We start from the raw sequence: 26341 nt of genomic DNA on the forward strand, positions 1-26341 counted from the left end.
GATGAACACAGCGTCTTCGAATCTTCCCGTGCCCAGCAGCCCTCCGCCTTCCACGACACCAACGCAAACCGTCCGCGACGTCCTCAGCATCTTTTTCTACAAAAAAAAGGTCTTCGTTGCGACGCTGCTTGGCGTGATCGGCGTCACGCTGGCCATTACCCTTCTCTCCCCGCCGCGCTACGAAACCAGCGCCGATCTTCTCGTCAAACCGGCGCTCACGCGCCCGTTCATGATCTCGCCTGAGGGGGGAGCATTTTTTGCCTCGGACGTCACGTTGAAAGACCTCAACACCATCATCTTTTTGCTGCAATCGAGCGAACATCTCGCCCAAGTTGCCAAACGGTTGGGGGTAGCCAATGGCGACGACCCCGCGGCAATACAACGAGCGGTAGCCGAACTCAAAGGACGACTGAAAGCCGAACCACTGACCGAATCGAACGTCGTTCGCGTCACGTTGAAAGGGGGGGATCCGCAAGAAACGCAGCGCGTGTTGCAAACGATCGTCAAAACGTTCGTCGATTACTACATCGAAATCAACCGCGTTTCCGGCGGCATCGAATTTTTCCGCAACCAGACCGAATTTCTGCAACGGCGGCTCGCGCAACTCAATCGCGAACTCGAACAGGTTGTCGCGCAAACCGGCGTCGTCGATCCCGCTGTCCAACGCCAAACCCTGCTGCAGTTGCTGCGCGATCTCGAGCAGGAGCGGATGAAAATGCTCTCCAATCTGGAAGAGATCCGGGCCAAAACCCACGCATTCTCGGAAGCGCTCACCCGATTCGAGAAGAATGGGGGTCGCACCCTCGTCGGCCTACCGAAAACGACGATCTACGATTACCCCGCCCTGATCGAGATGGAAAAGAGTCTGGCGCAGCTCACGATCAATCTGCAGCGTGCCCGGAACGACTATCAGCCGGGTTCGAAACCCGTGCAAGACGCCGAAGCGCAGTACGCGAACATGCGCACCCAGATCCGGCAATACCTCAAACAGATCATCGAAGACCTCAAGGTCGAAGCGGAAAGCGGCCAAGCGGCGCTGCAAGCGCTTCAGGCACGCATCAGCGACCTCAACGACAAGGCGGTGCAATTGACGGGCAGGTCGCTCGCCTACGAACAACTACAACTCGAACGCGAACTCACAAGCAAACAGTACGGCCTCTACGTCGACAAACAAGAAGAGGCGCGCATTCGCCAAGCCAAAGACGACGCACGATTCGCCAACGTCTCGATCGCTGCGCAACCCCAACTGCCCGTGTCGCCCGTCTTTCCCCGTCCCGGCTTGATGCTTACGCTGGCACTCATCGTCGGACCTTTCGTCGCCGCCGGCGTAGCGGCAGCAGCGTACCTTGCGGAACAGCGCATCTATACCCCCACCGACGCGGCACCGTACGCGCCCCTCTTGGGTGCGCTCGATGCCCCTCCGCCTGGACACCCCTGGCAAAGCGCCTTCGCGCAGACCATTCCGCACGCTAGCGGGAGAGCATCATGAGACTTTCCGACATTCTGGCGCGTGACAACACAGACCCCTGGCGGCGCAAAACCCCGTGGGATGCCGCAATCGATAGCCACGACCCCTGGGGTCGATTCGATGAGCTGGAAAAGCCCGATACCGCTTACGAACCCCAGCCAACGATGCCGCATGCTCAGAAACCGCAACGCGAGACGAGCGTGCGTGACGCAGCTCAGGCGAAGCCGGCCCACACCACGCGCCCGGACGACTTGGGCGTAGTCGCCCAGCCATCCCGTTCGGAGACAGCACGCGCGCCAAAACGGCTGATCCTTCCGCCGCCTATTCGCCAACTGCCCAGCGCTTGGGGCATGGAGGTGCAACGCATCGCGCACCATTTGGCGTTTGGCCATGCGCAAGCGCCTCACACCGTCCTTTTTGCGGCACCGATTCCACAAAGTGGCGTCTCCACCCTCACGTTCCTTCTGGCCCACCACCTGGCGAGCAGCACCCCAGACGGGCGGACCCTCCTGCTTCGCCTCGTGCTCGAACCCCAACCGATGCGTCACGATTCGCTGACACTCGCTGTGGGCGACCCTTTTTCCTGGCAGCAACTGCCTTCGGACCAAGCGCTCAACATCCTCACCTTGTACGGCGGTGAAAACTATTCGGTTGCGGAAAAAGTCCGCTGGTACCGATCCCTGTTGGCTTCAGCGCGTCGTCTCTACGCGACGGTGGTGATCGATACCCCGCCATTCAACCGTTGTCCGGATAGCTATCTCTTGACAAGCGAAACCGACGGCGTGGTTTTGGTGCTCAAAAGCGGCGCCGTGCGCAAGCCAGCTGTCGCAGCGCTCGTCAAGGAGCTCAACGGCTTGAGCATCCCGGTCTTGGGGTCGGTTCTCACCTTCCGTGAATACCCCTTGCCCCGTTGGTTGATTCGCTTGCTGTGACGACCATGCGCGCTGGCGCCTCCGACCCACACGCCTTGCTCACTTTTCCCGCGGCGCTGCTTGTTGGCGCCAGTAGCGCTTGGTTGCTGTCGATTGCCTTTGCTCAGCAAGATACGGCTACGCTTTTGGCAACGCTGGCGGGGCTACTCGGTATTGCGCTCTTTCCCGTTCTCTTTCTGTTTCTCTCGCGTCAAGCGATCGACCAGCTGGCGTGGACGGTGGCCGTTTTCGCACTGGCGCTCACCTTCATCGACAACAACTTCGCGTTCCGCGAAAACTGGCCGTACACCGTTTTGGCAAACGGTTTTCGCGTTTCGCTCAGTGATCTGTTGTTGCTGTTCCTTGCCCTGTTGTGGTGGTTCGATCGCACGTACCAGTCTGCGACCTCCGCGATTCCCAAGCCCCTGGCGATCGCACTCGTTGCGATGCTCTTGTGGGACGGCGCCAATGCGCTCCTGGTCGCCAAGGAATCGTTCTTTGCCTGGAGCCTCTACTGGCGCGAAATCAAGGCCGTCTTTTTTCTTTGGATCCTGGCACGATACCTCCGCCCCTACCACCTCCATTGGCTCGGATTGGCCCTTGCTGCCGCGGTGATCCTCGAAGCGATCGCGGTGTTGGACCAACGAACCGTCCAGGCCATTTTCACGGAAGAATTGCTCAAAACGGAATTTGCGCTCAAAAGCGCCGCGGGAAGCGGTTATCTCCTGCGCTTCGGCGGCACGTTCGGTCACCCCAATACCCTGGCGAATTTTCTTGCAGTCGCGTTGCTCTACCTCTGGTTCTTCGTTCCCACACTCAAGGGAAGACCATGGCAACGCGCTTTCGTCGTGTTCGCACTGATCGTCGGGTTTGCTACCTTTACGCTGACCGGTTCACGTGCCGGGTGGCTGGGTTTCGGCTTTGCGCTGGCCTTGGGAATGCTGTTGTGGATGAAGAAAAACGGCAAGAACGTCATCATCGGCGCACTCGTGATGATTTTTTCAGTGAGCACAGTCTTTGCCGCGTTGTACGCCACATCGGCGACGTTCCGTGACCGGTTGACCAAAGAGGATCGCGGTTCGGCGCTGGTGCGCATTCCCCTTGCCGAAACGGCCGCAAACATCATCGCCGACCGGCCACTTGCTGGCGTTGGACTTGGACAATATACCCGTGAAATGCACCGCTACGACCGTACTTACCTCCAAGTCGCTTCGTGGTACAACCAACCGGTGCACAATTTTGCATTGCTGACTGCGGCCGAAACGGGCATTCCTGGCCTTATCGTCCATCTGGTCGTTCTGGCTTTGATAAGCTGGTACGGTTGGCAGACGTTTCGCGGAGGCACCGGCTTTTTTGCCGATATCGGGCTGACCGCAATGGGTGGTACGCTCGCGTGGGCAATTCAAGAACAGGCGAACCCGGACTACATCTTCATGCCCTACTACCTGTGGGTCATCTGGGGTGCAATGCTCGCGGCGCGGCGATGGGAACGTCAGTCGCGGGGTGAAACCGCAAAATAGCGCCACGCTACTGCACGCATCAAAAACAGAGGATTACCCAGCCAATAGCGCCGCCAGGTGTAACGCGGCTGCTGGAAGAATCGGTAGAGCCATTCCAACCCATGATCGGTCATCCAGCGCGGCCCGCGCGGAATTCGCCCAGTCGCGATGCGCGCGTATCCCCCGGACATCAGCGCGACGCGTACGCCGGGGAGTCGATGCCGGTTTGCTACGAACCACTCCTCCTGGATCGGCATGCTCATCCCGACAAGGAGCACCTGTGCGCCGCTTGCGTTGATTGCCGCGACCACCCGTTCGTTTTCTGCACCCGACCGCACAAAAAAACCATGATGATGCCCAGCCCAGACGATGCCCGGATAGTGCGCGCGTACCCACGCGGCGAACGCAGCGCCAACCTCGTCGGTATCCCCTAGAAAGAAGAGTGCCGCTTTCCGCGTCGCACAGACGCGCAAGAAATCGGGCATCCAATCGGCAAAAGTCAGCCGCTCGCCGATTTCCAATCGCAACAGACGCGCCGCAAGCACCACACCGTAGCCATCGACGAAAACCAGATCGGCGCAGTTGAGTGCCTGCCGAAACGACGGGCGTACCCATGCCAAGTTCATCGCGTGGGCATTGACGTTGGCGACGAACCGGCAGGCTTCCCCGACAAGGGCATCCCCCAACCACGCCAGCAGCGTTTCGCGGTTGACACGATGGATCCGTACCCCCATCATCTCGACTGACGGCAGTGGTGCCGCGACAACACCGTCTCCATTCATGACCCTGCGCTCCTTCTTTCGATCTGTCGTCCCGCGACGCGTTTGTATCGAACTCTTCGCCGCCCCGCGTGACCGCGCGGCATCCGATCCCCCCCCCGAGCCTCGGGTTCGGGAAGTGACCCTGGCATGGATCGATACGCCCACCGCTTGTCACGCACACCTCGCCCCTTTTTTTGCTACCGACCCCCATTTGGCACTGGTCGATCGCGTCGCACCTTCCCGTTTCGCGCGCGGCGACCTCCTTTGGGTTCTCCGTGCCCACGGCGACCCAGTCCATTTCGCCTGGACGCGCCACGACGGGTGGCTGGACCTCTCCTACGAACTGGGGCGAGATGCCTGTTGGTCCCTTCCGCCCAAATCGGTGGTGATCTACGACTGCTACACGCTCGGTGCTGCCCGTGGGCGCGGCCATTATCCCGTTGCGCTGCGCTGCCTCTGCGACCATTTTCCCACTGCCACTCTTTGGATCTATTGCGCCTCACAAAACTGCGCCTCGCTCAGCGGCATTCGCAAAGCAGGTTTCGCGTGGCAACAGCGCCTCTGCCGCTGGCGCTGGTTATCGCAGTAAGCTTGCCCAAAACATTGCTGCACGCATGGTATCATTGTTCCCCTTTTTGATCCGATCGGTGACGCAGTCGTGCCCCCGTTCGTCTTGCGCTCGTTGCCCCTCGTCGATCTCGTCGCGCTCTGGGTCGCATTGTTGTTTGCGGCCTATTTCACCGGGCCCGCGTTCGAGGGCGTACGGTTCCTCCGCCTCCTGGAATGGCGGATCTCGCTACAGAACCTTTTGCTGCTCCTTGTTTGGAGCGGTTTTTGGCTGCTGCTCTCCTACCTGGTGCAGACGCGTACCAAAACAACTAGGCGCTTCGTTTTACCCACCGTGCAGATCGCCGTGATGACCGGAATTGGGGTGCTGGTGCTTGCGGCAAGCAGCCAACTCTTTGCGATCGCGCTCATCACCCCGCAGTATATCGTGGCGTTCGCGCTCCTCTATTTCGTAGCCAGCCATCTGTTGCACTGGCTCTACAACCGGGTGCTCCGTTTTCTCGATCCGGAACAACACTACCTAAACCATACCGTGCTTCTTGGCGCCACGCCGCTCGCGGCAGAGATAACTTCCTCGCTGCGAGCGAACGCCCATTTTCGGCTCCTGGGTTACTTCGGTACGCCAACAACGGAAACAGACGGGCTAAATTTGGTTCCCTGTTTGGGGCAACTGCACGATTTCGCCTACTGGATGCACGAATCGGTCGTCGATCAAGTGGTCGTGACGTTGCCGCTCGCCACCCTCGATCCAGCGGTCAGAGACGCGCTCAGCGCGGCCGAAGCGGAGGGTATCGAGGTGTTGTTCCCAGTGCCGCTCCTTGCGCCCTATCTCCCTCTGCCAGAGCCGTTGGCGCCACGAACCCATCTGATCCGCTGGTCAGCAAGCGGGCACGGGGCTGTACCCCTCTTGAGCTTCGACTCCGGCCCACAGATGGGGTGGGCATTGCTCGTCAAACGCCTACTGGACGTCACTGCCGCCGCGCTCGGCATCTTGATCCTCTCGCCGCTCTTCCTCCTCATCGCGCTGGCGATCCGCGTGACGATGGGTTCTCCGGTTCTCTTCGTCCAACCGCGGCTGGGGTACCACCGCCGCATCTTTCCGCTCTACAAGTTTCGGACGATGATTCCCAATGCTGACGCGCTGCGGGAAACCTTGCGCGCCCACAACGACCGCGACGGCGCGGCGTTCAAAATGCGCAACGACCCACGCATCACCCCGCTCGGCCGTTGGTTGCGCAAACTCAACTTGGACGAACTGCCCCAACTCTTCAACGTCCTCAGGGGCGATATGAGCCTGGTTGGCCCCCGCCCGTTGCCGCTCGACGACTACGCCCGAATGGACCGCATCACCTACCTGCGCCGGGTGAGCGTACTCCCCGGCATCACCTGCACGTGGCAGATCGCCCCCAACCGCGCGTCGATTCCGTTCGACGAATGGATGCGGATGGATCTGGCCTACATCGATGACTGGAGTCTTCACACCGACCTGTTGCTGCTCGTCAAGACCGTTTGGGTGACGCTGCGCGGCAAAGGGGATCAATAGGGAATCAATAACGCGGACTACGACGCTCGCCCACGGCTATTGCGGGATCAGTGCCGTCGGTTGCGCACGCAGCCACTCGGCAAAGCACGCATGGTTGCGGCGCAGATCGAAGCGTTCGGTCAGCCGCGCATGCGCGGCCTGGGTCATGCGCGCGCTGTCGATTTTCCCTTCCGCGATCCGAAGAATCGCTTCGGCAACCGCGTCGGGATCCTCCTGCGGCACCAACAACGCCCCCTCTGGCCCCACCAATTCTGGGATCGCCCCAACCGCGGTCGTCACGATGGGTATACCAGCATTCATCGCCTCCATCAAAACGAGCGGCATCCCTTCGACCACACTCGTCAAGACAAAGACGTGGTAGCGCCGATAGCTGGCCAGGATTTCGTCGTGAAATTTGGCGCCCAGCAACCGAACCACGTCGCCCAACCCGGCCTGGGCGATTTGCGCGCGCAGCGCCGCTTCGCGCTCGCCACTGCCGATGATGTCGCACAAAAAGGGAACACCTTTTTCCCGTAACTGCGCGCACGCGGCAATGAGCACATGTTGGGCTTTGTGTTCGCTCAAACGCCCAACGTTGAGGAGACGCAGCGGTCGCGCGATCGGTGGCGGCGGCTGGTACGGCAGCGGTTCGACGCCCAGCGGAATCACGGCTCTGTTACGCGGCAATAGACCCGGAAAACGGGTGCCGAGCACCGCTAAATTGTGCGCCGAAATCGACACAAGCGCCTCGGCTGCCGCCAATTTGCGCGCCAAATCGGGCGGGTTGTCGTAGAGCGCGTCGGAGCCGTGTAACGTCAACGAATAGGGCACGTCTGCCAAACGGTGACACCAATGAGCGACCGCCGCAGCACCGTACGTGAAGTGGGCGTGCACATGGACCCGTTGCCCACGAAAGTGGTACAGCAACAAGACGGCACCGGCCCAGTGCGCCAACGCGGTAGGTAGCGGCGCTTCGTACCGTAGGGTTTCGGCAAGCGTTTGCCAATAGCGACGCGCAAAACGCTCAATCGCCCAACGGTGGGCGCGTACCCATACCGAGAGGCGCTGCGATTGCAGGTACAATACCCGTTCCAGCCAAGGACGCATCGGCGGATGGACCTCGTCGAACGCCGGGCGGCGGTTAGCGATATGGCAAACCGGTACCCCCATGCGCGCCAACGATTCAGCTTGTGCGACGACGAACGTCTCGCTCAAACATGGGAAACGGGAATGAACGAAGAGATAATGAGGCTGCGGCGATGACATGGTGGTGGCTCGTCTGGCTTTTGGGTGGGATACCGTCATTCTATCTGCTCCTTCTGACCTGGGTCGCTGCGCCCCTTCCCTACCCGTGGCTACCGGAAAAAGCCCGGTCGTCGCGTGCGCAGGGCCAAACCCGCTTTCGCATCGTGATCCCGGCACACAACGAAGCGAAACATATCGCGACGACGGTCACCGCGGCGCTGGCGTTGGATTATCCCCGTTCGCACTTTTCGGTTCTGGTGGTTGCCAACGCCTGCACCGACGAAACTGCTGAAGTGGCGCAGGCGGCAGGGGCGGCGGTGCTCAGCTACCCGCCCCCCGGAAAAGGGGGGGCGCTCGATTATGCGTTCAACCAACTCCTTCGCGACCCGTCGTGGGACGCAGTGCTCGTGCTCGACGCCGATTCGGTGCTCGACCCACATGCGCTCACCGTGCTGGACGCCTGTTTCCAATGCGGAGCCGAGGCGGTTCAGCTCCGCTACGCAGTGCGCAACGTGCGTGTCAATGCGCGCACGGAGATCGCAGCGATTCAACTGGCGTCACTCAACGGCGTGCGCCCGCTCGCGCGCTCCCGTTTCGGGTGGTCGGCGGGCATTTTCGGCAACGGCTTTGCCTTGGCGCGCGCAACCGTTGCCGCTGTTCCCTACCGAGCGCACGGCATCGTCGAAGATATCGAATACCACCAACACCTCTTCCTCGCGGGGAAACGAGTCGATTTCACCGATGCGGCAGCGGTGTGGGCAGAGATGCCGGTTGCGCGCCACCAGTTGGCTACCCAGCGCGCGCGCTGGGAACGGGGCAAGTTATGGACGATTCGCCACTACGCGCCACAGGTTCTCCGCCAGCTGCTTCGCCGCCCCTGGCAAACCGTCGGGCAACTGTTCGATCTGCTGATCCCGCCAATCGCCTGGGTGGCGATCCTCTTGGCGCTCCTTGCATGGATCGCGCCGCAACCGGTCCGCATTGCCGCGTTGCTCGGTTTCGGCGCAATCCTGATCCACTACCTACACGCCGCGCATCGCTATCGACTCCTGCCACTCTTTGCCCGCGCGTTGATGCACGCACCACGCTATATTTTTGAAAAACTGTGGGCTGTGTTGCATTCGATGGTGACGGAACGCCGGTTGGGGTGGAAACGGACGGAGCGCGACTAAAGATGTTTACCGCCGACCTCATCGTAATGTACCACGGCGTCGTACCCGACGACGAACCGCTCGACGATTGGCTCCAAGTCCCCGCGTCGCGCTTTCGCGATCAATTGGCGTTCTTCACCCGCTGGTTTACGCCCGTCTGCGTCGAAACGTTTTTCACCACGCCACGAAAAGCATGGCAGAAACCACGGCTCCTCGTCACCTTCGACGACGGCTATGCCAACAACCTAACCGTCGCCGCACCCATTCTCCAAGAGTACCGGGTGCCCGCACTCTTTTTCCTGGCTACCGGCTACCTGGAAACTCCGTGGTTCTGGTGGGACCGTCTCCAAGCCAGCCTTGCCACGGTGGGACAAAAACCGTCGCCTGCGCTTATCGCCGAGATCAAAGCACTCGCGCCACCCGATGTCGAAGCGAAGGTTACCGCGATTCTGCGCGACAGGGGCGCCAACCCGTTTCCGCCACCAACCCCCGCACTTCGCCCCCTCACCTGGCGAGAAGCGCAGCAACTCGCAAGCCTCCCGGGGTTTGCGATCGGTAACCATGGTCATTGCCATGAAATTTTCGCGCATCTTGACGACACTGCACTCACGCATACCCTCACACTCAGCCAGCGGTTGCTCACCGAGCGACTTGGCGTCCAACCCACGTGGATCGCCCCCCCCAATGGTGATTGGCGTCGTGACCAAATCGACCGCTTTGCCCAGCTCGGTTTTCAGGCCATTTTCACCACACAACCCGGCTGGGTGACTCGGCGGCAGCGCGCTTCTTCACCGGTGCCCCGCGTGTTTCCCCGAATCGGGATCGGCACAACCGATCGCCCCTTCGATTTGGCGAAGCGCCTCCTCAAGACCCGCTTGCGCCAGACCGTTCCAACAGGGGAAGGTAGGTAAACCGGACCAAATCGGCCACGCGTGCCGCTTCGTCGAAATCGGTAAAGGGGCCAAGGTAGAGGCGAATCACAGTCTGCCCCGCGAGCATCGTGGGCAATTGCATCACCGAAACGCCCAACGGTGCCAACCGCTGTTTGACCGCTGCGGCCTGCTGGTCGTCGGCAAGCGTGGCGTAGTAGAGATAGAAGCGCCCCCGTTGATCCGCCACGATCATGTCCGTACGACGAAATTGCGGCAGCCGGATCCGAGTATTCGCAGTGATCCGATCGAGATTGACGCCAGGGTTTGCTGCGGTGAACAGATCCCGCACCGTGGTATTGTCGGCGCCGAAATGGTTGCTGATCGCTGTGAGCGCCGCCTTGGTGTCATTCACCACCTGCTCCGTGCTGTGCGTCGCAACCGGAAGCGGGAGCGTCGTGGGCAGTTGCACGACCGGTACGGGTTGCGCCGCCGTTGCAACCGTGTTGTTGTCCAGGCTATATTCGGATGCTGTAGAGAACGGAGCAGGCGCACTGCGGTTCGATGCGATCGCGTCGGCACGGTCACTCCGCACGGGGGTGTCGGATGCACGAGAAGGCCCCAGGCGATCCATCCCTTCCGTTTGCGTGCGGCTTGGCGCTGGCCCCAATGTGCGCCCGAGGGACGATTCCGATGGGGATTGGTTGTGCATCCACCAATAGGCCCCGCCTGCGCCAAGCAGCAGCGCGATGCCCATGCTCAAAAACCACTGCCCCCAGGCAAGCGAATGGCCACGAGTTTGCCCGCCCCCCTTTTGCGGAGAAGACGACGGCCATGCTGACGCCGCTTCGACGTTGGCGCCCAACGCAGCGACATCGACGGGCGAGCGTGCCGCACCGTCGGGCGGAAACGGCGGCGCTGCGGCAGGACTGGATTGCGACTGCGCGTTTAGCCCGGGAATCTCCGGCGGAATATCGGCTGCGGCGGCCTGTTGCGGCGAAAGATCTGGGGTGGATGCCGCTCCTGCCGCCGCTTGTTCCTCGGCTTGAGCGGCGTTTGCTGGCGACTCTCTTTGGTGTGACGAAACCGCTTCCGGTTCCAGAAAAACCGCAGCCAAGGGAAGCTTCGCCAATGCCGCTTCGATATCCTGCCGTTCGACTACCCGCGACTCGCGGCCAAACGCAAAAATCAGCGCATGATCGCAAATCTGGTTGATCAGCCGCGGTACGCCCCGGCTCTCCTGATGAATCCACTCCAAGCACGGGCGGGGGAAAAGGTACGGGTCCCCGCCCGCGGTGCGTAAGCGGTGCTGGACGTAGCAAATGGTGTCGTCCAACGAGAAGGGACGCAGATGATCGAACAACGCCACGCGCTGCAACAGCGGCCGCATGTGGTGTTGTTTGAGAATCAGCGCGAGCTCCTCTTGTCCGCTCAGAACGATCTGGATCAATTTTCCGCGTTCGTCTTCCAGGTTGAGGAGCAGACGCACCGCCTCGAGTAAGCGCTCGGGCAGCAGATGCGCCTCATCGGCCAGAAGTACGAAACGCAGCGCTTCGTCTTTTTTCGCCTGACGCGCCAGCGCTTGTTGAATCGCGGAAAGGGGCTCTCTGACGAACGCTGGTTCGTCCCCCTCACCCCACGCTTGCCACAACAGAGAAAAGAGCTCCTTTTCGGACAACCACGGATTGGTCAAAAAGAGGCACCGAAACGTGGGGTTGTCCGCGGCCAGTTTACGCAGCAAAAGGGTCTTGCCGCTCCCCACCGGGCCCGTGAGCAGGCACAATCCTTTGCGCTCCCGCACGCCATAAAGCAGTGTCGCCAACGCTTCGCGGTGTGCCGCGCTCGCGTAGAAACAACCGGGGTCGGCGGTATTGGCGAAAGGGGGGCGCGTGAAATGGAAAAATTCGAAATACATCTCAATCTCCCAATTCGACAGGTTGGTAGGCCTGCTTCATCCGCACCCCGATGAGTTTCGCCTGGACGATATCCCCTTTGTAATTCATCACATTGATCGGAATCCGGTTGATCCCTTTCTGAATGGGGATACTGGTGCGCACCACACGGCTGGCTTCGATGAGATTTTTCAAACGATCGAAGTGACCGATGCGCACCATGATGTCCACTTCCGCGGTCTCGTATTGATACGGCGTGGCATCTTCGACGAAGATGATCACGAAGTTGGGCGGATCTTGCTGCCACTTCAGAATCTGAAACTTTTCCCGTTTGATGAACGCAGTGTCGTTGTAGCCCGTGGGGTGGTACGGTACGCGGGTCACGTCGTCGCCCTGTTCGTCATAAATGATGCGCGGAAAAAAGAGTCCGGTTTCCGGGACATCGAAAGGGGGCGCGTCTTCCTCAGGCGGGCGGAATTCGTCTTCGACGAAAGCATCTGCGGGCTGACTCGCCCAAAAGAGTGCGAGAACCCCCCCGATCCAGAGACCTTTTTGCCACCGGTTGGATCCGTACCCCATCACCCAGTTCCTTCGCGCAACAACTGGTCGAAATAGTCGATCGTTTTCGCGAGACCCACTTCCAAAGGGACCGTAGGCGCCCACCCCAGGTGGGTTTTCGCCAGCGTGATATCAGGACACCGCTGCTTCGGGTCGTCCTGCGGCAGCGGACGGAAGACGATTTCGGACCGTGACCCTACCAGATCGCGGATGGTTTCTGCCAATTCCAAGATCGTGATTTCGTGTGGGTTGCCCAGATTGACCGGCCCAGTGAATTCCTTTGGTTGCGCCATCATCTTGAGCAAGCCCCCGACCAGGTCATCGACGTAACAGAGCGATCGCGTCTGCGATCCATCGCCATAGACGGTGATCGGCTCGCCTGTGAGCGCCGCGACGATGAAGTTGGAGACGACGCGCCCATCTTTGGGGTGCATGTTGGGACCATAGGTGTTGAAGATGCGCACGACTTTGATATCGACGCGATGCTCGCGATGGTAGTCGAAAAAGAGCGTTTCGGCGCACCGTTTCCCTTCGTCGTAGCAGGCGCGTGGCCCGATGGGGTTCACGCGCCCCCAGTAGTGTTCGGGTTGCGGATGGATTTCGGGGTCACCGTAGACTTCGCTGGTCGACGCCTGCAGGATCCGCGCGCGGGTGCGCCGCGCCAATTCCAGCATGTTGATCGTTCCAAGGACCGAAGTCTGCACCGTCGCCACCGGGTCGAACTGGTAATGGATCGGCGAAGCGGGGCACGCCAGATTGTAGATCTGATCCACTTGGACATAGAGGCGCTCATTGATAGGTTGTGTACCATCCTTTCTGTAAATTCCGTTTAGCGCCTCTGGCAGGAAGTGCGCGGCGCTCGGTCTGACGCCATGACTTCGAGAAAGGAGTATGCCCATCATGGCGATGCGTGTCGAAACCAATCCTTTGGAAATGGCTTATGCTGTGTTGCTCGAACACGGACTGGAGGGTGCCGGCGAGGCTCTGCGCATCCTCGTCAATGAAGCCGCCAAGATCGAACGATCCCAGTTCCTTGGAGCGGCGCCCTATGAACGTAGTGAGCGACGGCGTGACTACGCCAACGGGTACAAACCCAAGACGGTACTCACCCGCCTTGGTGAGCTGACCTTTCAGGTGCCCCAGGTGCGTTGCGGCGACTTCTACCCTTCTGCCCTCGAAAAAGGCACCCGCACCGATCAGGCGGTGCATCTGGCCCTGGCCGAGATGTACGTCCAGGGGGTCTCCACCCGCCGGGTGATCGAGGTACTGCAGCGCCTGCTGGGGCCGGAGATTTCGCTCTCCACCGCCCAGGTGAGCCGTGCCGCCGCCAGGCTCGACGAGGGGCTTGCGGCCTGGCGCGAGCGTCCTCTGGGCGAAGTGCCCTATCTCTTTCTGGATGCCCGTTACGAGAAAGTGCGGCTGGAAGGGCGAATCGTCGATTGTGCCGTCTTGATCGCCGTCGGCGTCGATGCGACGGGCAAACGGCGGGTGCTCGGTTGCACGGTGGCCACGTCGGAAGCCGAGATCAATTGGCGACGTTTCCTGGAATCCCTCCTGGCCAGAGGGTTGCACGGGATCAAGCTCATCATCGCGGATGATCATGCGGGCCTCAAAGCTGCCCGCAAAGCGGTGTTCCCTTCTGTTCCCTGGCAGCGTTGCCAGTTCCATCTGCAGCAAAACGCCGGCCAGTTCGTCACCCGACAGGAGGCGAAAAAGCACGTCGCCGCGACACTGCGCGCGATCTTCAATGCTCCGGACAAGGCAGAAGCCGAGCGGCTTTTGAAAGCCGCCCTGGACACCTGGCGCAAGGAGCATCCGAAACTGGCCGAGTGGGCCGAAACCGCGATTCCTGAATCCCTGACGGTGTTCGACTTCCCCGCTGCGCACCGTATCCGTTTGCGTACCACCAACGGGCTGGAACGCATCAACCGGGAACTGCGACGACGCACCCGGGTGGCCAGCATCTTCCCCAACATGGATTCCTGCCTGCGCCTGGTCTCGGCGCTGCTGGCCGAACTCGACGACGAGTGGATGACCGGCAAGGTCTATCTCAACCTCAACCCGTAACCCCGGCGTCATGACCAACACCACGGAAATTTACAGAAAAAAGGTTGCACAACCCATTGATATCGTGCCGTATGAATTCGAAACGGTAATCGTCCAAGAGCGCTTTGATGTTGCGTTTTTGTCCGGTGATGAAGTTGTCAACGCAGAGCACCTCATACCCTTCGGCCAACAACCGACGACAGAGGTGTGAGCCGATGAACCCCGCTCCCCCCGTCACCAGTACTTTGTTGCCCTGTGGCAGTCCAAGTGACATGATCCACTCCACCTTTTGCTACCATTGTAACAATAACCGTTTCGGACAGCCAATTTTTTTATGGGAAAAATAGACGAATTTGCGCTGATCGCGCGCTTTTTCCGATCGTGCGCTCCGCCCGAGCCATCCATCTTGGGAATCGGCGACGATGCCGCGCTCCTGCCGTGCGCGTCTGCGCTGCGTGGAAATCGCGACGATGCCTCTGCGACGCTCGCGCTCACCACCGATACCCTCGTTGCGGGCAGCCACTTTTTGCCGGACTTCGCCCCGCAGGACCTGGGGTGGAAAGCGCTTGCGGTGAATCTCTCCGATCTTGCAGCGATGGGGGCAGAGCCGACGGCGTTCCTCCTTGCGCTGACGCTCCCGCGATACGATCCGGAATGGCTCGAAGGGTTTGCCTACGGCGTGCAAGCGTGTGCGCAGCGCTATGGTGTCGCGCTCATCGGTGGCGATACGACACGCGGGCCGCTTGCAATCACCATCACCGCGCTCGGGGTGGTTCCGTGGCAAGCGGCGATTCGCCGTTCGACCGCTCAGGTTGGCGACGATCTGTGGGTGAGCGGCCAACCTGGCCGCGCCGCGTTGGGGCTTGCGGTGCGCACGGGACGCCTCTCAGGTGATCTGCCGGGGTGTTCCGAATGGATCGCTGCGCTGGAACGGCCGCAACCGCGCATCGCGCTTGGGCTTGCGCTGCGCGGCATCGCGACGGCGATGCTCGACATTTCCGACGGGCTGACGCAGGACGCGCACCATCTGGTGGAGACGCGACCCGAATTGACGCTCTGCGTGGAAGAGGCCGCATTGCCGCTGGCACCTTTGGTGGCCCAAGGCGCGCCTGCTGAAAAGGCATGGGCAGCGCTTTTGGGCGGCGGAGACGATTATGAGTTACTGTTTACTGCGAACCCGAGGCACCGAACAGCCGTCGCGGAAGCGGCACGACGCGCGGGTGTCTCCGTGCACCGCATCGGTTCGGTCGTGCCACGCTCCATCCCAGAGGCGTCGCCGCTGGTGCTTGTGCGGCGTGATGGCACCCGTACCACGCTACCTCCCCAAGGGTGGGACCCGTTCCGTGTCGCTGAGCCCTTGGATTTGGACATTCAACCGGAGTCTTTTTCGTGACACGCACCTCCGTGCGCGCCCCGGCACACGCGCGTTCCCCAACGGCGCTGCTGTGGCACCCCGTCCATTTCCTGTCTCTCGGCTTGGGCAGCGGCCTTTCGCGTTGGGCACCCGGTACGATGGGCACTTTGGCGGGTTGGTTCCTGTGGCCACTGCTCGTCCATCAGCTCCCCATAGAATGGCTGCTTGCCTGGCTCATCGCATGCACGGGCTTTGGCGTCTGGGCATGCGGCGTCACAGCACACGCGCTGGGGGACAACGACCCAGAGGCCGTCGTCTGGGATGAGATCGTCGCGCTGTGGTGGGTTTTGCTTTTCACGCCCGCGAACTGGCTGGCCCAAGGGGCTGCGGTTGCGCTCTTTCGCCTCTTCGACATCACGAAGCCGTGGCCGATTCGCATGATGGAACGCCGCGTCAAGGGGGGGTTGGGCATCATGATCGACGATCTGATCGCGGCGGTGATGACGCTCTTCGTGCTCGCCGTTGCGGTCCATTACGACGTGCTGCCGCGGTAAGCCATTTTCTGCGAAATGGCATTGCACACGAAAGGAAGAGACAATGCAGCAGTCCCGCATCGGACCAGCCAACGAGGCGCTCCCAGACGAAGAGACCTTGGACGATGCCCAGACCTACGATGCGGTGCACGACGTCCCGCCGCTTCTGTATGACCTTGCTGCGCGCGTCGGTCGCTTATTAGGCGAACGCGGTGAAACGCTCGCCACCGCCGAATCGTGCACCGGAGGTTTGATCGCCGCCGCGATCACCAGTGTTGCCGGTAGCTCCGAATGGTTCGAAGCCGGTTTCGTCACCTATGCCAACCGGGCAAAGACGGCGCTGCTGGGCGTTCTGCCCGAGACGCTCGCCGCGCACGGCGCTGTTTCCGAAGCGACGGTGCGCGAAATGGCAAGCGGCGCGCGCGCACGCGCTGCGACTACCTGGGCCGTGGCGGTTTCCGGTATCGCGGGCCCCACCGGGGGAACGGCGCACAAACCGGTGGGAACGGTCTGCTTTGCGTGGGCAGGACCAGACGGGGTGACGGCAGCGACGCGCCATTTCCGCGGCAACCGCGCTGCGGTCCGAATTCAGACGGTCGAATGGGCACTTGCTGCGCTGTTGCAGCTGGTTACGCCCCGCGCACAGCGTCCCCCCGTGGGGTAAACCGCGCAAACACGCCGCTCCGCCTTTTTCAGAGAATCGGGGCAAGCCACCGCTCGGCTTCGTCCAGCGCCATCCCAGTGCGGCGCGCCCAATCGCGCAGTTGATCGTCGCCGATCTTGGGGATCGCGAAGTAGCGCGCTTGGGGGTGGCTGAAGTAGAAGCCGGAGACGCTCGCGGCGGGATGCATCGCGAAACTTTCGGTGAGCGTCACGCCGATGCGCTGGGGTACCTCCAGCAGTGCGAACAGGTCGCGCTTCACCGTATGGTCGGGACAGGCCGGATACCCCGGTGCGGGCCGGATGCCGCGGTACTTTTCAGCGATCAGCTCGTCGTTGGTCAGGTACTCGTCCGGCGCGTACCCCCATTCCGTGCGCCGAATCCGTTCGTGCAACCACTCGGCGCACGCTTCGGCGAGTCGATCCGCAACCGCTTTGAGGAGAATCGCGTGATAATCGTCGTGGCGCTCGGCATAGGCCGCAAGAAGCGGTTCGATCCCAATCCCGGCGGTGACCACAAACGCGCCGATCCAATCGGGCGTCCCCACGGGCGCGACAAAGTCGGCCAACGCGTAATGGGGTTGGTCGGTAGGCCGTTCGTGCTGTTGCCGCAGGCCATGCCAGACCATGAGCGGATCCCCCGCATCCCGCCACGGCTGCGTATTGGGGGGATAGATCGCGATATCCTCGGGCGCCACCCGCTGCGCCGGGAACAGGCCCCAAACCGCACGGGCCGTGAGTGTTCCACTGGTGCCGACCACACCATCCGCAAGCGGCACCACCCCCTGCGGCAAGAGGTTCTCTACCGCTTCGTGCCAATGCGGTGTGATGCCCTGGGAGGCCGGGTCCGCCGCAACCAGCGCGGCAACGAGCGCAACGGCGTCGCGAAAAACGTTTCGCGCCGTTTCCCCGACGGTGGCGTCATCAAGGATCGCCGGAAATTTCCCGGAAAGATCCCACGTCTGGAAAAAGGGTGCCCAATCGATGTAGCCAACGAGCGTAGCAAGCGGCACCGTTTCGGTAAAAATCCCTTCGCGCTTGGGGCACGGGGGTTGGTAGTGCGCCCAGTCGGTGGCAAACGCGTTTTGCCGCGCCGTTTCGAGCGGAACAACCCGAAACCCCTGTTTCTGCGCGTGGCGCGCCCGAATGCGGTCGTACTCGGCACGGACGTTCGCCAAATAGGCGCTGCTTTCTGGGGAGAGGAGCGCCGAAACCACCCCCACCGCGCGCGATGCGTCCGGCACCCAGACCACACCGGCATCGTAGTGCGGGGCGATCTTGACCGCGGTATGGGTTCGACTCGTCGTCGCGCCGCCGATCAAGAGCGGCACCTTGAACCCTTGGCGTTGCATCTCTTTCGCCACATGGGCCATCTCTTCGAGGGACGGGGTGATGAGCCCGGAAAGGCCGATCGCATCGGCCCCATGCGCTTTGGCCTCGGCCAAAATCTTTTCGCACGGCACCATCACGCCCAGGTCGATCACCTCGTAGCCATTACAGGCCAGCACGACGCTGACGATGTTCTTGCCGATGTCGTGCACGTCGCCCTTGACGGTGGCGATCACCACCTTCCCTTTCGCCGCGGTGTTGCCGCTCGCCGCTTTTTCCGCCTCGATATAGGGCAGCAGATGGGCCACAGCCATCTTCATCACGCGCGCCGACTTCACCACTTGCGGCAAGAACATCTTGCCCGCGCCGAAAAGGTCACCGACGACGTTCATCCCGTCCATCAGTGGCCCCTCGATCACCGCAAGCGGCCCTTTCCCTTGCTGCGCGAATTCGGCGCGCATCGCTTCGGTGTCTTCGACGACGAATTCGGTGATCCCTTTGACGAGCGCGTGCTTGAGCCGCTCCGCAACCGGCAAGTTGCGCCATTCGAGCGCCGTCTGCGCCGTCTGGCTCCCTTGCCCCTGCCCCCGTTCGGCAAGCGTTTGCGCAAACGCGATCAACCGCTCCGCGGCGTCGGGGCGTCGGCACAATAGTGCATCTTCGACCACCGCGCGCAGTTCCGGGTCGAGCGCGTCGTAGATGCCCAGTTGCCCCGCATTGACGATCCCCATCGTGAGTCCCGCAGCGATCGCATGGTAGAGGAACACCGTGTGCATCGCTTCGCGAACGGTGTCGTTGCCGCGAAACGCAAACGAGACGTTGGAGATCCCACCACTGGTTTTCGCCTCCGGCAGGTTTTCGTGAATCCAGCGTACCGCTTCGATGAAATCGAGCGCGTAGCGGTCGTGCTCCGGGATCCCGGTAGCGATCGCGAAGACGTTGGGGTCGATGATGATCTCGTGCGGCGGGAATCCGTCTGCGGTGAGCAGCCGATAGGCTCGTTCCGCGATTTCGATCTTGCGGGCAAAGGTATCGGCCTGCCCCGCTTCGTCGAAGCACATCACCACCACCGCAGCGCCCAGCCGCCGCGCTTCACGCGCTTGCGCAAGGAACGTCGCTTCGCCCTCTTTGAGTGAGATCGAATTGACGATCCCTTTTCCCTGCAGGCATTTCAACCCGGCAACGATCGCTTCCCACCGCGAGGAGTCGACCATCACGGGAACCCGAGCGATTTCCGGCTCTGCGGCAACCAGTTGCAAGAAACGGCTCATCGCGCTCGGCGCATCGAGCATCGCGTCGTCCATATTGACGTCGATCGCTTGCGCGCCCGCTTCGACCTGTTGCGCGGCAACCGCAAGCGCTTCGTCGTAGCGCTCCTCACGGATGAGGCGCGCGAATTTTTTCGACCCGGCAACGTTGGTTCGCTCCCCGACGTTGATGAAACCGGTGGTTGCATCGACGACGAGTGGTTCGAGCCCCGACAACACCAGCGTCTTGCTGGGGGCCGGGCGTTTGCGCGGCGGATAGCGCTTGGCCACCTCCGCCAACGCCGCGATGTGCTCCGGAGTCGTGCCACAGCAACCGCCGACCACGTTCACGAACCCTTCGGCAAGCCACCCTTCGACTTCGGCAGCGAGCATCTCCGGCGTTTCGTCGTAACCGGTCGGCGCCAACGGGTTGGGCAGCCCCGCGTTGGGGTGGGCCGAAACGAAGGTGTCGCACACCCGCGCGATCGTTTCGATGTGCGGCCGCAATTCGCGCGCACCGAGTGCACAGTTGAACCCGAAGGTGAGCGGGCGGGCGTGCGCAAGGCTCGCCCAGAACGCCTCCGGCGTCTGTCCCGAAAGGGTGCGCCCGGCGGCATCGGTGATCGTCCCAGAGATCATGATCGGCAGCCGCTGGCCGCGTTCGGCGAAGAGCCGCTCGAGCGCCAAGACCGCCGCTTTGGCATTGAGCGTATCGAAGACCGTTTCGATGAGGATGAGATCCGCACCGCCGTCGATGAGGCCGCGCGCCGCGTCAAAGTAGTCGTCGGCGAGCGCGTCGAAGGTGATCGCGCGGTAACCGGGGTCGTTCACGTCGGGTGACAGGGAAAGGGTTTTCGACGTGGGGCCCAGCACCCCGGCGACGAAACGCGGTTTTTCCGGGGTTTTCGCCGTATATTCATCGGCAAGGCGGCGCGCGATCGCCGCCCCTTCGCGGTTCAATTCGTACGCCAGCGCTTCCAACCCGTAGTCGCTTTGCGACACGCGCGTGCTGTTGAAGGTGTTGGTCTCGATGATGTCCGCGCCTGCGTCGAGGTAGGCGCGGTGAATCGCAGCGATCGCGTCGGGCTGGGTAAGCGTCAGAAGGTCGTTGTTGCCTTTGAGCTCAGTGGGGTGATCGGCAAAGCGTGTTCCACGAAAATCGGCTTCGTCGAAGCGGTACCGCTGAATCATCGTCCCCATCGCGCCGTCCAAAAGCAGCACGCGGGTTTCGAGTAACGCGGTCAATTCGGCGGTTCGGTCGGGTTGCATCGCTATTTCCGTCAAAGAGGCTCCGTTGGGGAACCGATTAGCATACCATAGGGTCCAGGAACGCTTCGAGGACGGTGTTGAGGTAACGCCAACCAAGTGGCGTGCACGCCAGACGCGCCGCATCGTCCACCACCCAGCCACGCGCAGCGAGCCGCTCCCAGGTGTCTGCGATCGCCGCGAATGGCAACCCGGTCCGTTCGGTAAAAAGCGGGCGCGGCACCCCTTCGGCCAGGCGCAGCGCGTTCATCAGGAACTCGAACGGCAACGCGTCTGCCTGCACCCAATGTGCCGCAGCGGTATAGGGGTTGGTCACGGACGAGGTGTCCAAGCCCTGGGCACGGTCTGGGCGGTTCCTATGCTGCCCTGCCGAAAGGTAATCGTTGGGATGCGCGCGCTTGCGGGTTCGCAGAATGCCCGAACCGGGAAACGAAATCTTGCCATGCGCGCCCGGCCCAATCCCAAGGTAATCGCCAAAGGTCCAATAGTTGAGGTTGTGGCGCGCGCGGTGGTCGGGCTTGGCAAACGCACTCACTTCGTAGCGCGAGAACCCAGCGCCTGCCAACACCGCATGAACCGCCGCTTCGATCGCCCCCAAACGCGTCTCGTCCGGCAGGCCAGCCGGTGGCGCTGCGGCAAACGGTGTGTTGGGTTCGATCGTCAGCTCATACGCCGAAACGTGCGCGACACCAAGGGCGAGCAACCGCATCACCTCCGCTTCCGCTCCTTGCGGGGTCTGTCCCGGCCAGCCGTAGATCAGATCGGCATTGACGCGCGGGAATACCTCGAGCGCAGCGGCAACAGTCCGTTCCGCCGTGGGAGCGTCATGGATGCGCCCTAATTCGGCGAGCCCCACGGGATCGAGGCTCTGCACCCCGATCGACACCCGGTTCACCCCGGCGTCGCGCCACGCCGACAAGGCTGCGATTTCGGTGGCCCCCGGATTGGCTTCGAGCGTCACCTCGGCGTTTGCGGCGACGGGAAGCGTGGCGCGCACCTGCTGCAAAATCGCCGCGATGGCATCGGGTGACAGCAGACTGGGTGTGCCGCCACCGAAAAAGATCGAGGTAACAGTGCGGCCGGAAACGAGCGCCGCATCGTGTGCCAGATCTTCGGCGAGTGCCGCCACAAAAGCCCGTTCCGGCAACGCCCCCCGTTGCGGGTGCGAGTTGAAATCGCAGTAGGGGCACTTGCGCACACACCAAGGGACGTGGATATAAAGGGCTAGGGGCGGGGGCTTACTCGGTGCCGGGTAGGATTCCCGTTCGTTTGGCGGAGTGACCGGGTACGCGTCGGGCTTTGTCACGATGCGCAGGGACCTTACGAGCGCACGGTAGCAGTCGGAAGCGCCGCAGACAGTTCGGGCCACGCCGCCACGAGTCGCGCAACAGCGCGCGCACGGTGGCTACGACGGTTTTTCTCGTCGCGCGTGAGTTCCGCAGCGGTTTGGTTCGACTCCGGGTCGATAAAGAGCGGGTCGTAACCAAACCCGTTCGTGCCGCGGGGAGCCTCGGCAATCGTCCCCCACCACCGCCCTTCGGCGACGAACGGGGTAGGATCGTCACCGTGCACGACGAAAACCAGGCAGGCGTAAAAGTAGGCACGGCGCGCTTCCCCTTCAAGCGCTGCCATTTCGGCCAGCAATTTGTCGTTGTTGCGCGCGTCCGATTTCGGCTCCCCCGCGTAGCGCGCCGAAAAGACCCCCGGTGCCCCACCGAGTGCGGGCACGACCAGTCCGGAATCGTCGGCCAACGCGGGCAACCCGGTCAGACGTGCAGCATGCCGCGCTTTCGCGAGCGCGTTCTCCAGGAACGTACCGTACGGCTCGCTCGCCGCGGGCACCGCGAAAGCGCCCTGCGGCCGCACCGTCACCCCGAGCGGTGCGAGCAGCGCCTCGAATTCAGCGAGTTTGCCGCGATTGTCACTCGCGAGTACCACGGTCACCATCTTCCACACTCCTCGGCCAGCGCTACGCCAGCAGCCTGCAACGCAGCCCGTTGCGCAGCGATAAGCCCCTCAATCCCGTGTTCGGCAAGGGTCAGCAGCTGCATGAACTCGGCACGCGACACCCCTTGCCCTTCTGCCGTACCCTGGATTTCGATGAGTTCCTGACGCGCGTTCATCACCACGTTCATATCGAACGTACAGCGGAAGTCTTCCTCATATGCCAGGTCGAGCAGACGCGCCCCCGCAACGACCCCCACCGAGACCGCGGCGATCTGCGCAACCAGGGGGGACGAGGGTAGCACCGCCTCGCGCACCAGACGGTCGCACGCGAGCGCCAACGCCACCCAGCCCCCGGTGATCGCCGCGCAGCGGGTCCCGCCATCGGCTTGCAACACGTCGCAATCGAGAACGATCTGCCGCGGCCCCAAGCGGTCGAGATCGACCGCCATCCGCAGACTCCGTCCGATCAACCGTTGTATCTCTTGGGTACGCCCGCTTTGTTTGCCGCGTACCGCTTCGCGCTCACTGCGGGTGTGCGTCGCGCGCGGCAACATCCCATACTCCGCGGTGACCCAACCGCCGCCACTCTCTTTGCGATGCGGCGGCACGCGCGCCTCGACGCTTGCCGTGCACAGCACTCGGGTATTGCCCAGCGCGATCAACGCCGAACCTTCGGCATAAGGCGCGACCCCTGGGGTAATGGTGACAGGCCGTAACACATCCGCAGCGCGGCCATCGACACGCTCGCTCATCGGTTCCTCCGGAATTTTTCGATCGTTTCGTTGATCTCCTGAATTGCCCGATCGACTTCGTCGTCGGACAACACGAGATCGCTCGGCACCGCGTCGTCCATCTCGGAAAAAATCGAGGTCACCACCCCCGCGGTGGTCTCGGTCAATACGGCATCGAGCGATTCGTGCGCGGTTTCCAGCCACCGCATCGTCAAGAGCGTCACATTGTCGGAATGGCCCATCGCGCGGGTCACCGCCTCTTCGACCAGCGCTTTGGTTGCCCACTCCAGGTTGGGCACAGAGAGGCGCTTCGCGATCTCTTCGTCGTCCACTTGCCCCCACAACCCGTCGGAGCAGAGGGCGACGACATCGTTGTGCTGCAACGTGACGCGCCGCGTGAATTCGACCCGCGGCACCTCTTCACCGCCGATCGACGCCAGCAGCCGGTTGCGCGACGGGTGGTACCGCAGATCCGCTTCGGTCAAGAGCCCTTGCTGCAGTAAGAGCTGCGCTTGGGAGTGGTCGGTCGTGCGCAGCGTCACCCGCCCGTTACGCAGATGGTAGAGGCGCGAATCACCGACGTGGGCGATCCACAGCTGCCCATTTTGCACCAACGCGGCAACCAGCGTTGTCCTCGGTTGCTGATCGCTACCGGCGCGATCGCCGGCAACGAGCGCATTCACCGCGAAATGGGCTTCGATGAACGCGTGGGCCAAAAAAGCCGCGGGATCATCGACCGTGGGCTTTGCCGCAAGCGAGAAGGCTTTGGCCAAAACCTGTACCGCGACCTCTGCGGCACGGTCACCCGAGACATGCCCCCCCATCCCGTCGGCGACCATCATGAGGAGTGCGTCGCGGGAGTAAGCATAACCAGCCCGGTCTTCGTTTTTGCGGCGATCGCCCACCGAGGTCGCCTGGAAAATGGCAAACCGCATCCTCTTTCCCCTATTCGCCGCCCACCACGAGCGTACTCGTTCGCGTCAATTGGTAGGTACTTTCAGCGATCCGTTTATAGACTTGATAGGCGCTCTGCGGCCGGTTCGCGACATCGAGCGCCAAAAGTTGCGCGGTCAAGTCCAAAAGCTCTGCGCTATAAACTCCTTGCAGTTCGGCCAACTTACACGGCACCGGGTCTGCGGTCTGGCGCTCCTCGGCGCGCGGCGGCGAACTGCCCGTCATGCACGCATAGACGATCCCACCCAACGCGTAGAGATCGGTCCACGGGCCGATCGCCTCTTTTTTCGCTTCCAGCTGTTCGGGCGGCGCGTACCCCGGTGTGAACATCGTCCGCACCCAAGCGATCTCGTGCGCGATCCCTTGCCGCGCCGAACCGAAATCGATCAGCACCGGATCTCCCCCCTGGCGCAACAAAATATTGGCGGGCTTGAGGTCGAGGTGGAGCAGTTTGTGCGCATGAATCTCTCGCAACGCTTTGAGCAGCCGAATGAGCAGCACGCGAATAAACGTCTCACGCAATCGCCCGCGCTTACGGCGGATGTAGTCGTGTAAACTCGCCCCTTCCTCGAACGCCATCGCCAGAAAGACCGTCTCGAACGCGCGAAAGAGGCTATAGACCCGCACGATGTTGGGATGCCCGATCTGCCCCAACGTTCGCCCCTCGTCGAAAAAACATTTCAAGCCGAAGTAAAACGCCTTCTCTTTTCCTGGCAAAACGGTCGGCTCGACCTCTTTGGCGTGGCGCACGACCATCTCGTGCGGGAAAAACTCTTTGAGCGCGTAGGTCTGCCCGTCCATTCCCGTAACCCGATAGACGAATGAAAAGCCCCCGCGCGCCACGAGCGATCGGATCCGGTAACCCTCCACCAACCATCCGACGGGCAACGGAACGTTCGGCGCACTTTCAGCCATGGTGGGCAGCGTGTACAATTCCCATCATCGCATTATAACGAGCCAGCCGATGATCCACAGCATGACCGCGTTCGCGGCGAAGCGCATCGCGCTTGGCCCCGCTGCTGAAGCCACGTGGGAGCTCAGAAGCGTCAACAATCGCTTCCTCGACCTCTCCTTTCGCCTCTCCGACCCGTGGCGGCCTTTGGAGCCGGAATTGCGCCAGCGCCTTGCCGGACGAATCAAACGGGGCAAAGTCGAAGTGCGTCTACAACTCCAACACACCGCGGAAAGCCCTCCGCCCGCTGTCGACCCAAAAGCATTGGCGGCCTTGGCGCAGCTCCAAGCAACCATTCGCGACCACTTTCCCGACGCGCCGCCCCTCTCTGTCGGCGAAATCGCGCAATGGCCCGGGGTGCTCTCAGGTGATGCCGACGACACCGAAGCCCAACGTGCGGCGCTCCTTGCCGCGTTCGACGCCGCAGTGGACGAACTCATCGCCCACCGCGCCCGTGAAGGGGCGCAATTGGCTGCAGCGCTCGAAACGCGCGCCCAGCAACTCCGCGAATGGGTCCGCGAAGCGCGCCGTCTCGCCCCCGAAGCGCACGCCCGCTACGCCGCGCAACTCTCTGCAGCGCTTGCCCAGATCACCACGCCCGAGACCGAGGATCGCATCCGCCAAGAGGTAGCACTCTACGCCCAGAAAGTCGACGTCGCCGAAGAGCTCGATCGCTTGGACGCCCACCTCGACGAACTCGCCCATACGCTTACCCGCGACGGCCCCGTCGGGAAACGGCTCGACTTCTTGATGCAGGAGTTCCACCGCGAAGCCAACACCCTCTCGGCGAAAGCAGCACACCCGGACCTCACCCGCATCGCGCTGGAAATGAAGGTATTGATCGAACAGATGCGCGAACAGGTGCAAAATATCGAGTGA

Annotated in this window: 23 protein-coding genes and 1 pseudogene; 12 read left to right on the forward strand and 12 right to left on the reverse strand. The window is 62.1% G+C overall.

Annotated features, from left to right (window positions below; genetic code table 11):
• The first annotated feature begins 1 nt into the window (after nt 1).
• From HPTL_RS09785 to HPTL_RS09795, 3 genes are read left to right on the forward strand one after another with little or no spacing between them, the layout of a single operon-like run.
• Nucleotides 2-1489 carry a GumC family protein gene (locus HPTL_RS09785; RefSeq protein WP_119335807.1) on the forward strand — a complete coding sequence of 496 codons (1488 nt, stop codon included), beginning with the start codon at nt 2-4 and terminating at the stop codon, nt 1487-1489.
• Nucleotides 1486-2400, forward strand: coding sequence for a P-loop NTPase family protein (locus HPTL_RS09790; protein ID WP_119335808.1), 915 nt, complete (start codon nt 1486-1488; stop codon nt 2398-2400). The genes HPTL_RS09785 and HPTL_RS09790 overlap by 4 nt, the downstream gene beginning before the upstream one ends.
• Nucleotides 2401-2405: 5 nt before the next feature.
• Entirely contained in the window at nt 2406-3899 is a 1494-nt protein-coding gene (locus tag HPTL_RS09795) for an O-antigen ligase family protein (RefSeq protein ID WP_119335809.1), read from the forward strand.
• Here the strand turns inward: HPTL_RS09795 and HPTL_RS09800 are convergent.
• Nucleotides 3872-4660, reverse strand: coding sequence for a WecB/TagA/CpsF family glycosyltransferase (locus HPTL_RS09800; protein WP_119335810.1), 789 nt, complete (start codon nt 4658-4660; stop codon nt 3872-3874). The two genes, HPTL_RS09795 and HPTL_RS09800, sit on opposite strands and share 28 nt — an antisense overlap.
• Here HPTL_RS09800 and HPTL_RS09805 point away from each other — a divergent pair.
• Both HPTL_RS09805 and HPTL_RS09810 read left to right on the forward strand, forming a co-directional pair.
• Nucleotides 4659-5228, forward strand: coding sequence for a hypothetical protein (locus HPTL_RS09805; protein ID WP_119335811.1), 570 nt, complete (start codon nt 4659-4661; stop codon nt 5226-5228). The two genes, HPTL_RS09800 and HPTL_RS09805, sit on opposite strands and share 2 nt — an antisense overlap.
• 69 nt (nt 5229-5297) lie before the next feature.
• Nucleotides 5298-6749 (forward strand): exopolysaccharide biosynthesis polyprenyl glycosylphosphotransferase, encoded by a 1452-nt coding sequence (locus tag HPTL_RS09810; protein ID WP_170141335.1) that lies wholly within the window; start codon nt 5298-5300, stop codon nt 6747-6749.
• Nucleotides 6750-6785: 36 nt separating this feature from the next.
• On the opposite strand, the gene HPTL_RS09815 is transcribed toward HPTL_RS09810, so the two are convergent.
• The gene (locus HPTL_RS09815) at nt 6786-7994 is read right to left on the reverse strand and encodes a glycosyltransferase (RefSeq protein ID WP_170141336.1); all 1209 of its coding nucleotides are present in this window, start codon (nt 7992-7994) and stop codon (nt 6786-6788) included.
• Here HPTL_RS09815 and HPTL_RS09820 point away from each other — a divergent pair.
• A complete protein-coding gene (locus HPTL_RS09820) occupies nt 7988-9145 on the forward strand; it encodes a glycosyltransferase family 2 protein (protein ID WP_170141337.1) in 1158 nt (385 codons plus the stop codon). The two genes, HPTL_RS09815 and HPTL_RS09820, sit on opposite strands and share 7 nt — an antisense overlap.
• A gap of 2 nt (nt 9146-9147) precedes the next feature.
• Complete coding sequence (locus HPTL_RS09825) at nt 9148-10035, forward strand: polysaccharide deacetylase family protein (RefSeq protein WP_119335814.1); 888 nt, start codon at nt 9148-9150, stop codon at nt 10033-10035.
• Here HPTL_RS09825 and HPTL_RS09830 read toward each other — a convergent pair.
• Genes HPTL_RS09830 through HPTL_RS09840 form a run of 3 tightly spaced genes read right to left on the reverse strand, consistent with a single transcriptional unit; the run spans nt 9989 to nt 13345 of the window.
• The gene (locus tag HPTL_RS09830) at nt 9989-11908 is read right to left on the reverse strand and encodes an AAA family ATPase (protein ID WP_119335815.1); all 1920 of its coding nucleotides are present in this window, start codon (nt 11906-11908) and stop codon (nt 9989-9991) included. The two genes, HPTL_RS09825 and HPTL_RS09830, sit on opposite strands and share 47 nt — an antisense overlap.
• Before the next feature lies 1 nt (nt 11909).
• A complete protein-coding gene (locus HPTL_RS09835) occupies nt 11910-12464 on the reverse strand; it encodes a hypothetical protein (protein ID WP_119335816.1) in 555 nt (184 codons plus the stop codon).
• Nucleotides 12464-13345, reverse strand: coding sequence for a UDP-glucuronic acid decarboxylase family protein (locus HPTL_RS09840; RefSeq protein WP_119335817.1), 882 nt, complete (start codon nt 13343-13345; stop codon nt 12464-12466). The genes HPTL_RS09835 and HPTL_RS09840 overlap by 1 nt, the downstream gene beginning before the upstream one ends.
• On the opposite strand from HPTL_RS09840, the gene HPTL_RS09845 reads away from it, so the two are divergent.
• The gene (locus HPTL_RS09845; protein ID WP_119334379.1) at nt 13344-14510 is read left to right on the forward strand and encodes an IS256 family transposase; all 1167 of its coding nucleotides are present in this window, start codon (nt 13344-13346) and stop codon (nt 14508-14510) included. The genes HPTL_RS09840 and HPTL_RS09845 overlap by 2 nt on opposite strands.
• Nucleotides 14511-14568: 58 nt before the next feature.
• Here HPTL_RS09845 and HPTL_RS09850 read toward each other — a convergent pair.
• Nucleotides 14569-14763 (reverse strand): annotated as a pseudogene (locus tag HPTL_RS09850) (NAD-dependent epimerase/dehydratase family protein); the annotation flags it as partial.
• A 60-nt stretch (nt 14764-14823) separates the two neighbouring features.
• On the opposite strand from HPTL_RS09850, the gene thiL reads away from it, so the two are divergent.
• The 3 genes from thiL to HPTL_RS09865 are packed head-to-tail and all read left to right on the forward strand — an operon-like array spanning nt 14824 to nt 17040.
• Nucleotides 14824-15882: a thiamine-phosphate kinase gene (gene thiL / locus HPTL_RS09855; RefSeq protein ID WP_119335819.1), complete on the forward strand. Its 1059-nt coding sequence runs from the start codon at nt 14824-14826 to the stop codon at nt 15880-15882.
• The gene (locus tag HPTL_RS09860; protein WP_197713683.1) at nt 15879-16397 is read left to right on the forward strand and encodes a phosphatidylglycerophosphatase A family protein; all 519 of its coding nucleotides are present in this window, start codon (nt 15879-15881) and stop codon (nt 16395-16397) included. The genes thiL and HPTL_RS09860 overlap by 4 nt, the downstream gene beginning before the upstream one ends.
• Nucleotides 16398-16440: 43 nt before the next feature.
• A complete protein-coding gene (locus HPTL_RS09865) occupies nt 16441-17040 on the forward strand; it encodes a CinA family protein (RefSeq protein ID WP_119335820.1) in 600 nt (199 codons plus the stop codon).
• Nucleotides 17041-17068: 28 nt separating this feature from the next.
• Here the strand turns inward: HPTL_RS09865 and metH are convergent, their stop codons facing one another.
• From metH to HPTL_RS09895, 6 genes are read right to left on the reverse strand one after another with little or no spacing between them, the layout of a single operon-like run.
• Nucleotides 17069-20881, reverse strand: a complete 3813-nt coding sequence (gene metH / locus HPTL_RS09870) for a methionine synthase (protein ID WP_119335821.1) — start codon at nt 20879-20881, stop codon at nt 17069-17071.
• 37 nt (nt 20882-20918) lie between these two features.
• A complete protein-coding gene (gene hemW, locus HPTL_RS09875; protein ID WP_170141338.1) occupies nt 20919-22184 on the reverse strand; it encodes a radical SAM family heme chaperone HemW in 1266 nt (421 codons plus the stop codon).
• Nucleotides 22185-22198: 14 nt separating this feature from the next.
• On the reverse strand, nt 22199-22825 hold the full coding sequence (gene rdgB, locus HPTL_RS09880) for an RdgB/HAM1 family non-canonical purine NTP pyrophosphatase (protein WP_119335823.1): 627 nt from the start codon (nt 22823-22825) through the stop codon (nt 22199-22201).
• A complete protein-coding gene (rph, locus tag HPTL_RS09885; protein ID WP_119335824.1) occupies nt 22819-23577 on the reverse strand; it encodes a ribonuclease PH in 759 nt (252 codons plus the stop codon). The genes rdgB and rph overlap by 7 nt, the downstream gene beginning before the upstream one ends.
• Nucleotides 23574-24491, reverse strand: a complete 918-nt coding sequence (locus HPTL_RS09890) for a PP2C family protein-serine/threonine phosphatase (RefSeq protein WP_119335825.1) — start codon at nt 24489-24491, stop codon at nt 23574-23576. Before HPTL_RS09890 ends, rph begins: the two co-directional genes overlap by 4 nt.
• A 10-nt stretch (nt 24492-24501) precedes the next feature.
• Nucleotides 24502-25425: a serine/threonine protein kinase gene (locus tag HPTL_RS09895; protein WP_119335826.1), complete on the reverse strand. Its 924-nt coding sequence runs from the start codon at nt 25423-25425 to the stop codon at nt 24502-24504.
• A 49-nt stretch (nt 25426-25474) separates the two neighbouring features.
• Here HPTL_RS09895 and HPTL_RS09900 point away from each other — a divergent pair, with 49 nt between their 5' ends.
• A complete protein-coding gene (locus HPTL_RS09900; RefSeq protein ID WP_119335827.1) occupies nt 25475-26341 on the forward strand; it encodes a YicC/YloC family endoribonuclease in 867 nt (288 codons plus the stop codon).

The organism is Hydrogenophilus thermoluteolus, from assembly GCF_003574215.1.
In the GTDB taxonomy this organism is placed as follows: domain Bacteria; phylum Pseudomonadota; class Gammaproteobacteria; order Burkholderiales; family Rhodocyclaceae; genus Hydrogenophilus; species Hydrogenophilus thermoluteolus.

Coding starts and splice junctions, on each gene's coding strand:
- HPTL_RS09785 (WP_119335807.1), top strand. CDS start 2: ATGAACACAGCGTCTTCGAATCTTCCCGTGCCCAGCAGCCCTCCGCCT.
- HPTL_RS09790 (WP_119335808.1), top strand. CDS start 1,486: ATGAGACTTTCCGACATTCTGGCGCGTGACAACACAGACCCCTGGCGG.
- HPTL_RS09795 (WP_119335809.1), top strand. CDS start 2,406: ATGCGCGCTGGCGCCTCCGACCCACACGCCTTGCTCACTTTTCCCGCG.
- HPTL_RS09805 (WP_119335811.1), top strand. CDS start 4,659: ATGACCCTGCGCTCCTTCTTTCGATCTGTCGTCCCGCGACGCGTTTGT.
- HPTL_RS09800 (WP_119335810.1), bottom strand. CDS start 4,660: ATGAATGGAGACGGTGTTGTCGCGGCACCACTGCCGTCAGTCGAGATG.
- HPTL_RS09820 (WP_170141337.1), top strand. CDS start 7,988: ATGACATGGTGGTGGCTCGTCTGGCTTTTGGGTGGGATACCGTCATTC.
- HPTL_RS09815 (WP_170141336.1), bottom strand. CDS start 7,994: ATGTCATCGCCGCAGCCTCATTATCTCTTCGTTCATTCCCGTTTCCCA.
- HPTL_RS09825 (WP_119335814.1), top strand. CDS start 9,148: ATGTTTACCGCCGACCTCATCGTAATGTACCACGGCGTCGTACCCGAC.
- HPTL_RS09830 (WP_119335815.1), bottom strand. CDS start 11,908: ATGTATTTCGAATTTTTCCATTTCACGCGCCCCCCTTTCGCCAATACC.
- HPTL_RS09835 (WP_119335816.1), bottom strand. CDS start 12,464: ATGGGGTACGGATCCAACCGGTGGCAAAAAGGTCTCTGGATCGGGGGG.
- HPTL_RS09845 (WP_119334379.1), top strand. CDS start 13,344: ATGGCGATGCGTGTCGAAACCAATCCTTTGGAAATGGCTTATGCTGTG.
- HPTL_RS09840 (WP_119335817.1), bottom strand. CDS start 13,345: ATGATGGGCATACTCCTTTCTCGAAGTCATGGCGTCAGACCGAGCGCC.
- thiL (WP_119335819.1), top strand. CDS start 14,824: ATGGGAAAAATAGACGAATTTGCGCTGATCGCGCGCTTTTTCCGATCG.
- HPTL_RS09865 (WP_119335820.1), top strand. CDS start 16,441: ATGCAGCAGTCCCGCATCGGACCAGCCAACGAGGCGCTCCCAGACGAA.
- metH (WP_119335821.1), bottom strand. CDS start 20,881: ATGCAACCCGACCGAACCGCCGAATTGACCGCGTTACTCGAAACCCGC.
- rdgB (WP_119335823.1), bottom strand. CDS start 22,825: ATGGTGACCGTGGTACTCGCGAGTGACAATCGCGGCAAACTCGCTGAA.
- rph (WP_119335824.1), bottom strand. CDS start 23,577: ATGAGCGAGCGTGTCGATGGCCGCGCTGCGGATGTGTTACGGCCTGTC.
- HPTL_RS09890 (WP_119335825.1), bottom strand. CDS start 24,491: ATGCGGTTTGCCATTTTCCAGGCGACCTCGGTGGGCGATCGCCGCAAA.
- HPTL_RS09895 (WP_119335826.1), bottom strand. CDS start 25,425: ATGGCTGAAAGTGCGCCGAACGTTCCGTTGCCCGTCGGATGGTTGGTG.
- HPTL_RS09900 (WP_119335827.1), top strand. CDS start 25,475: ATGATCCACAGCATGACCGCGTTCGCGGCGAAGCGCATCGCGCTTGGC.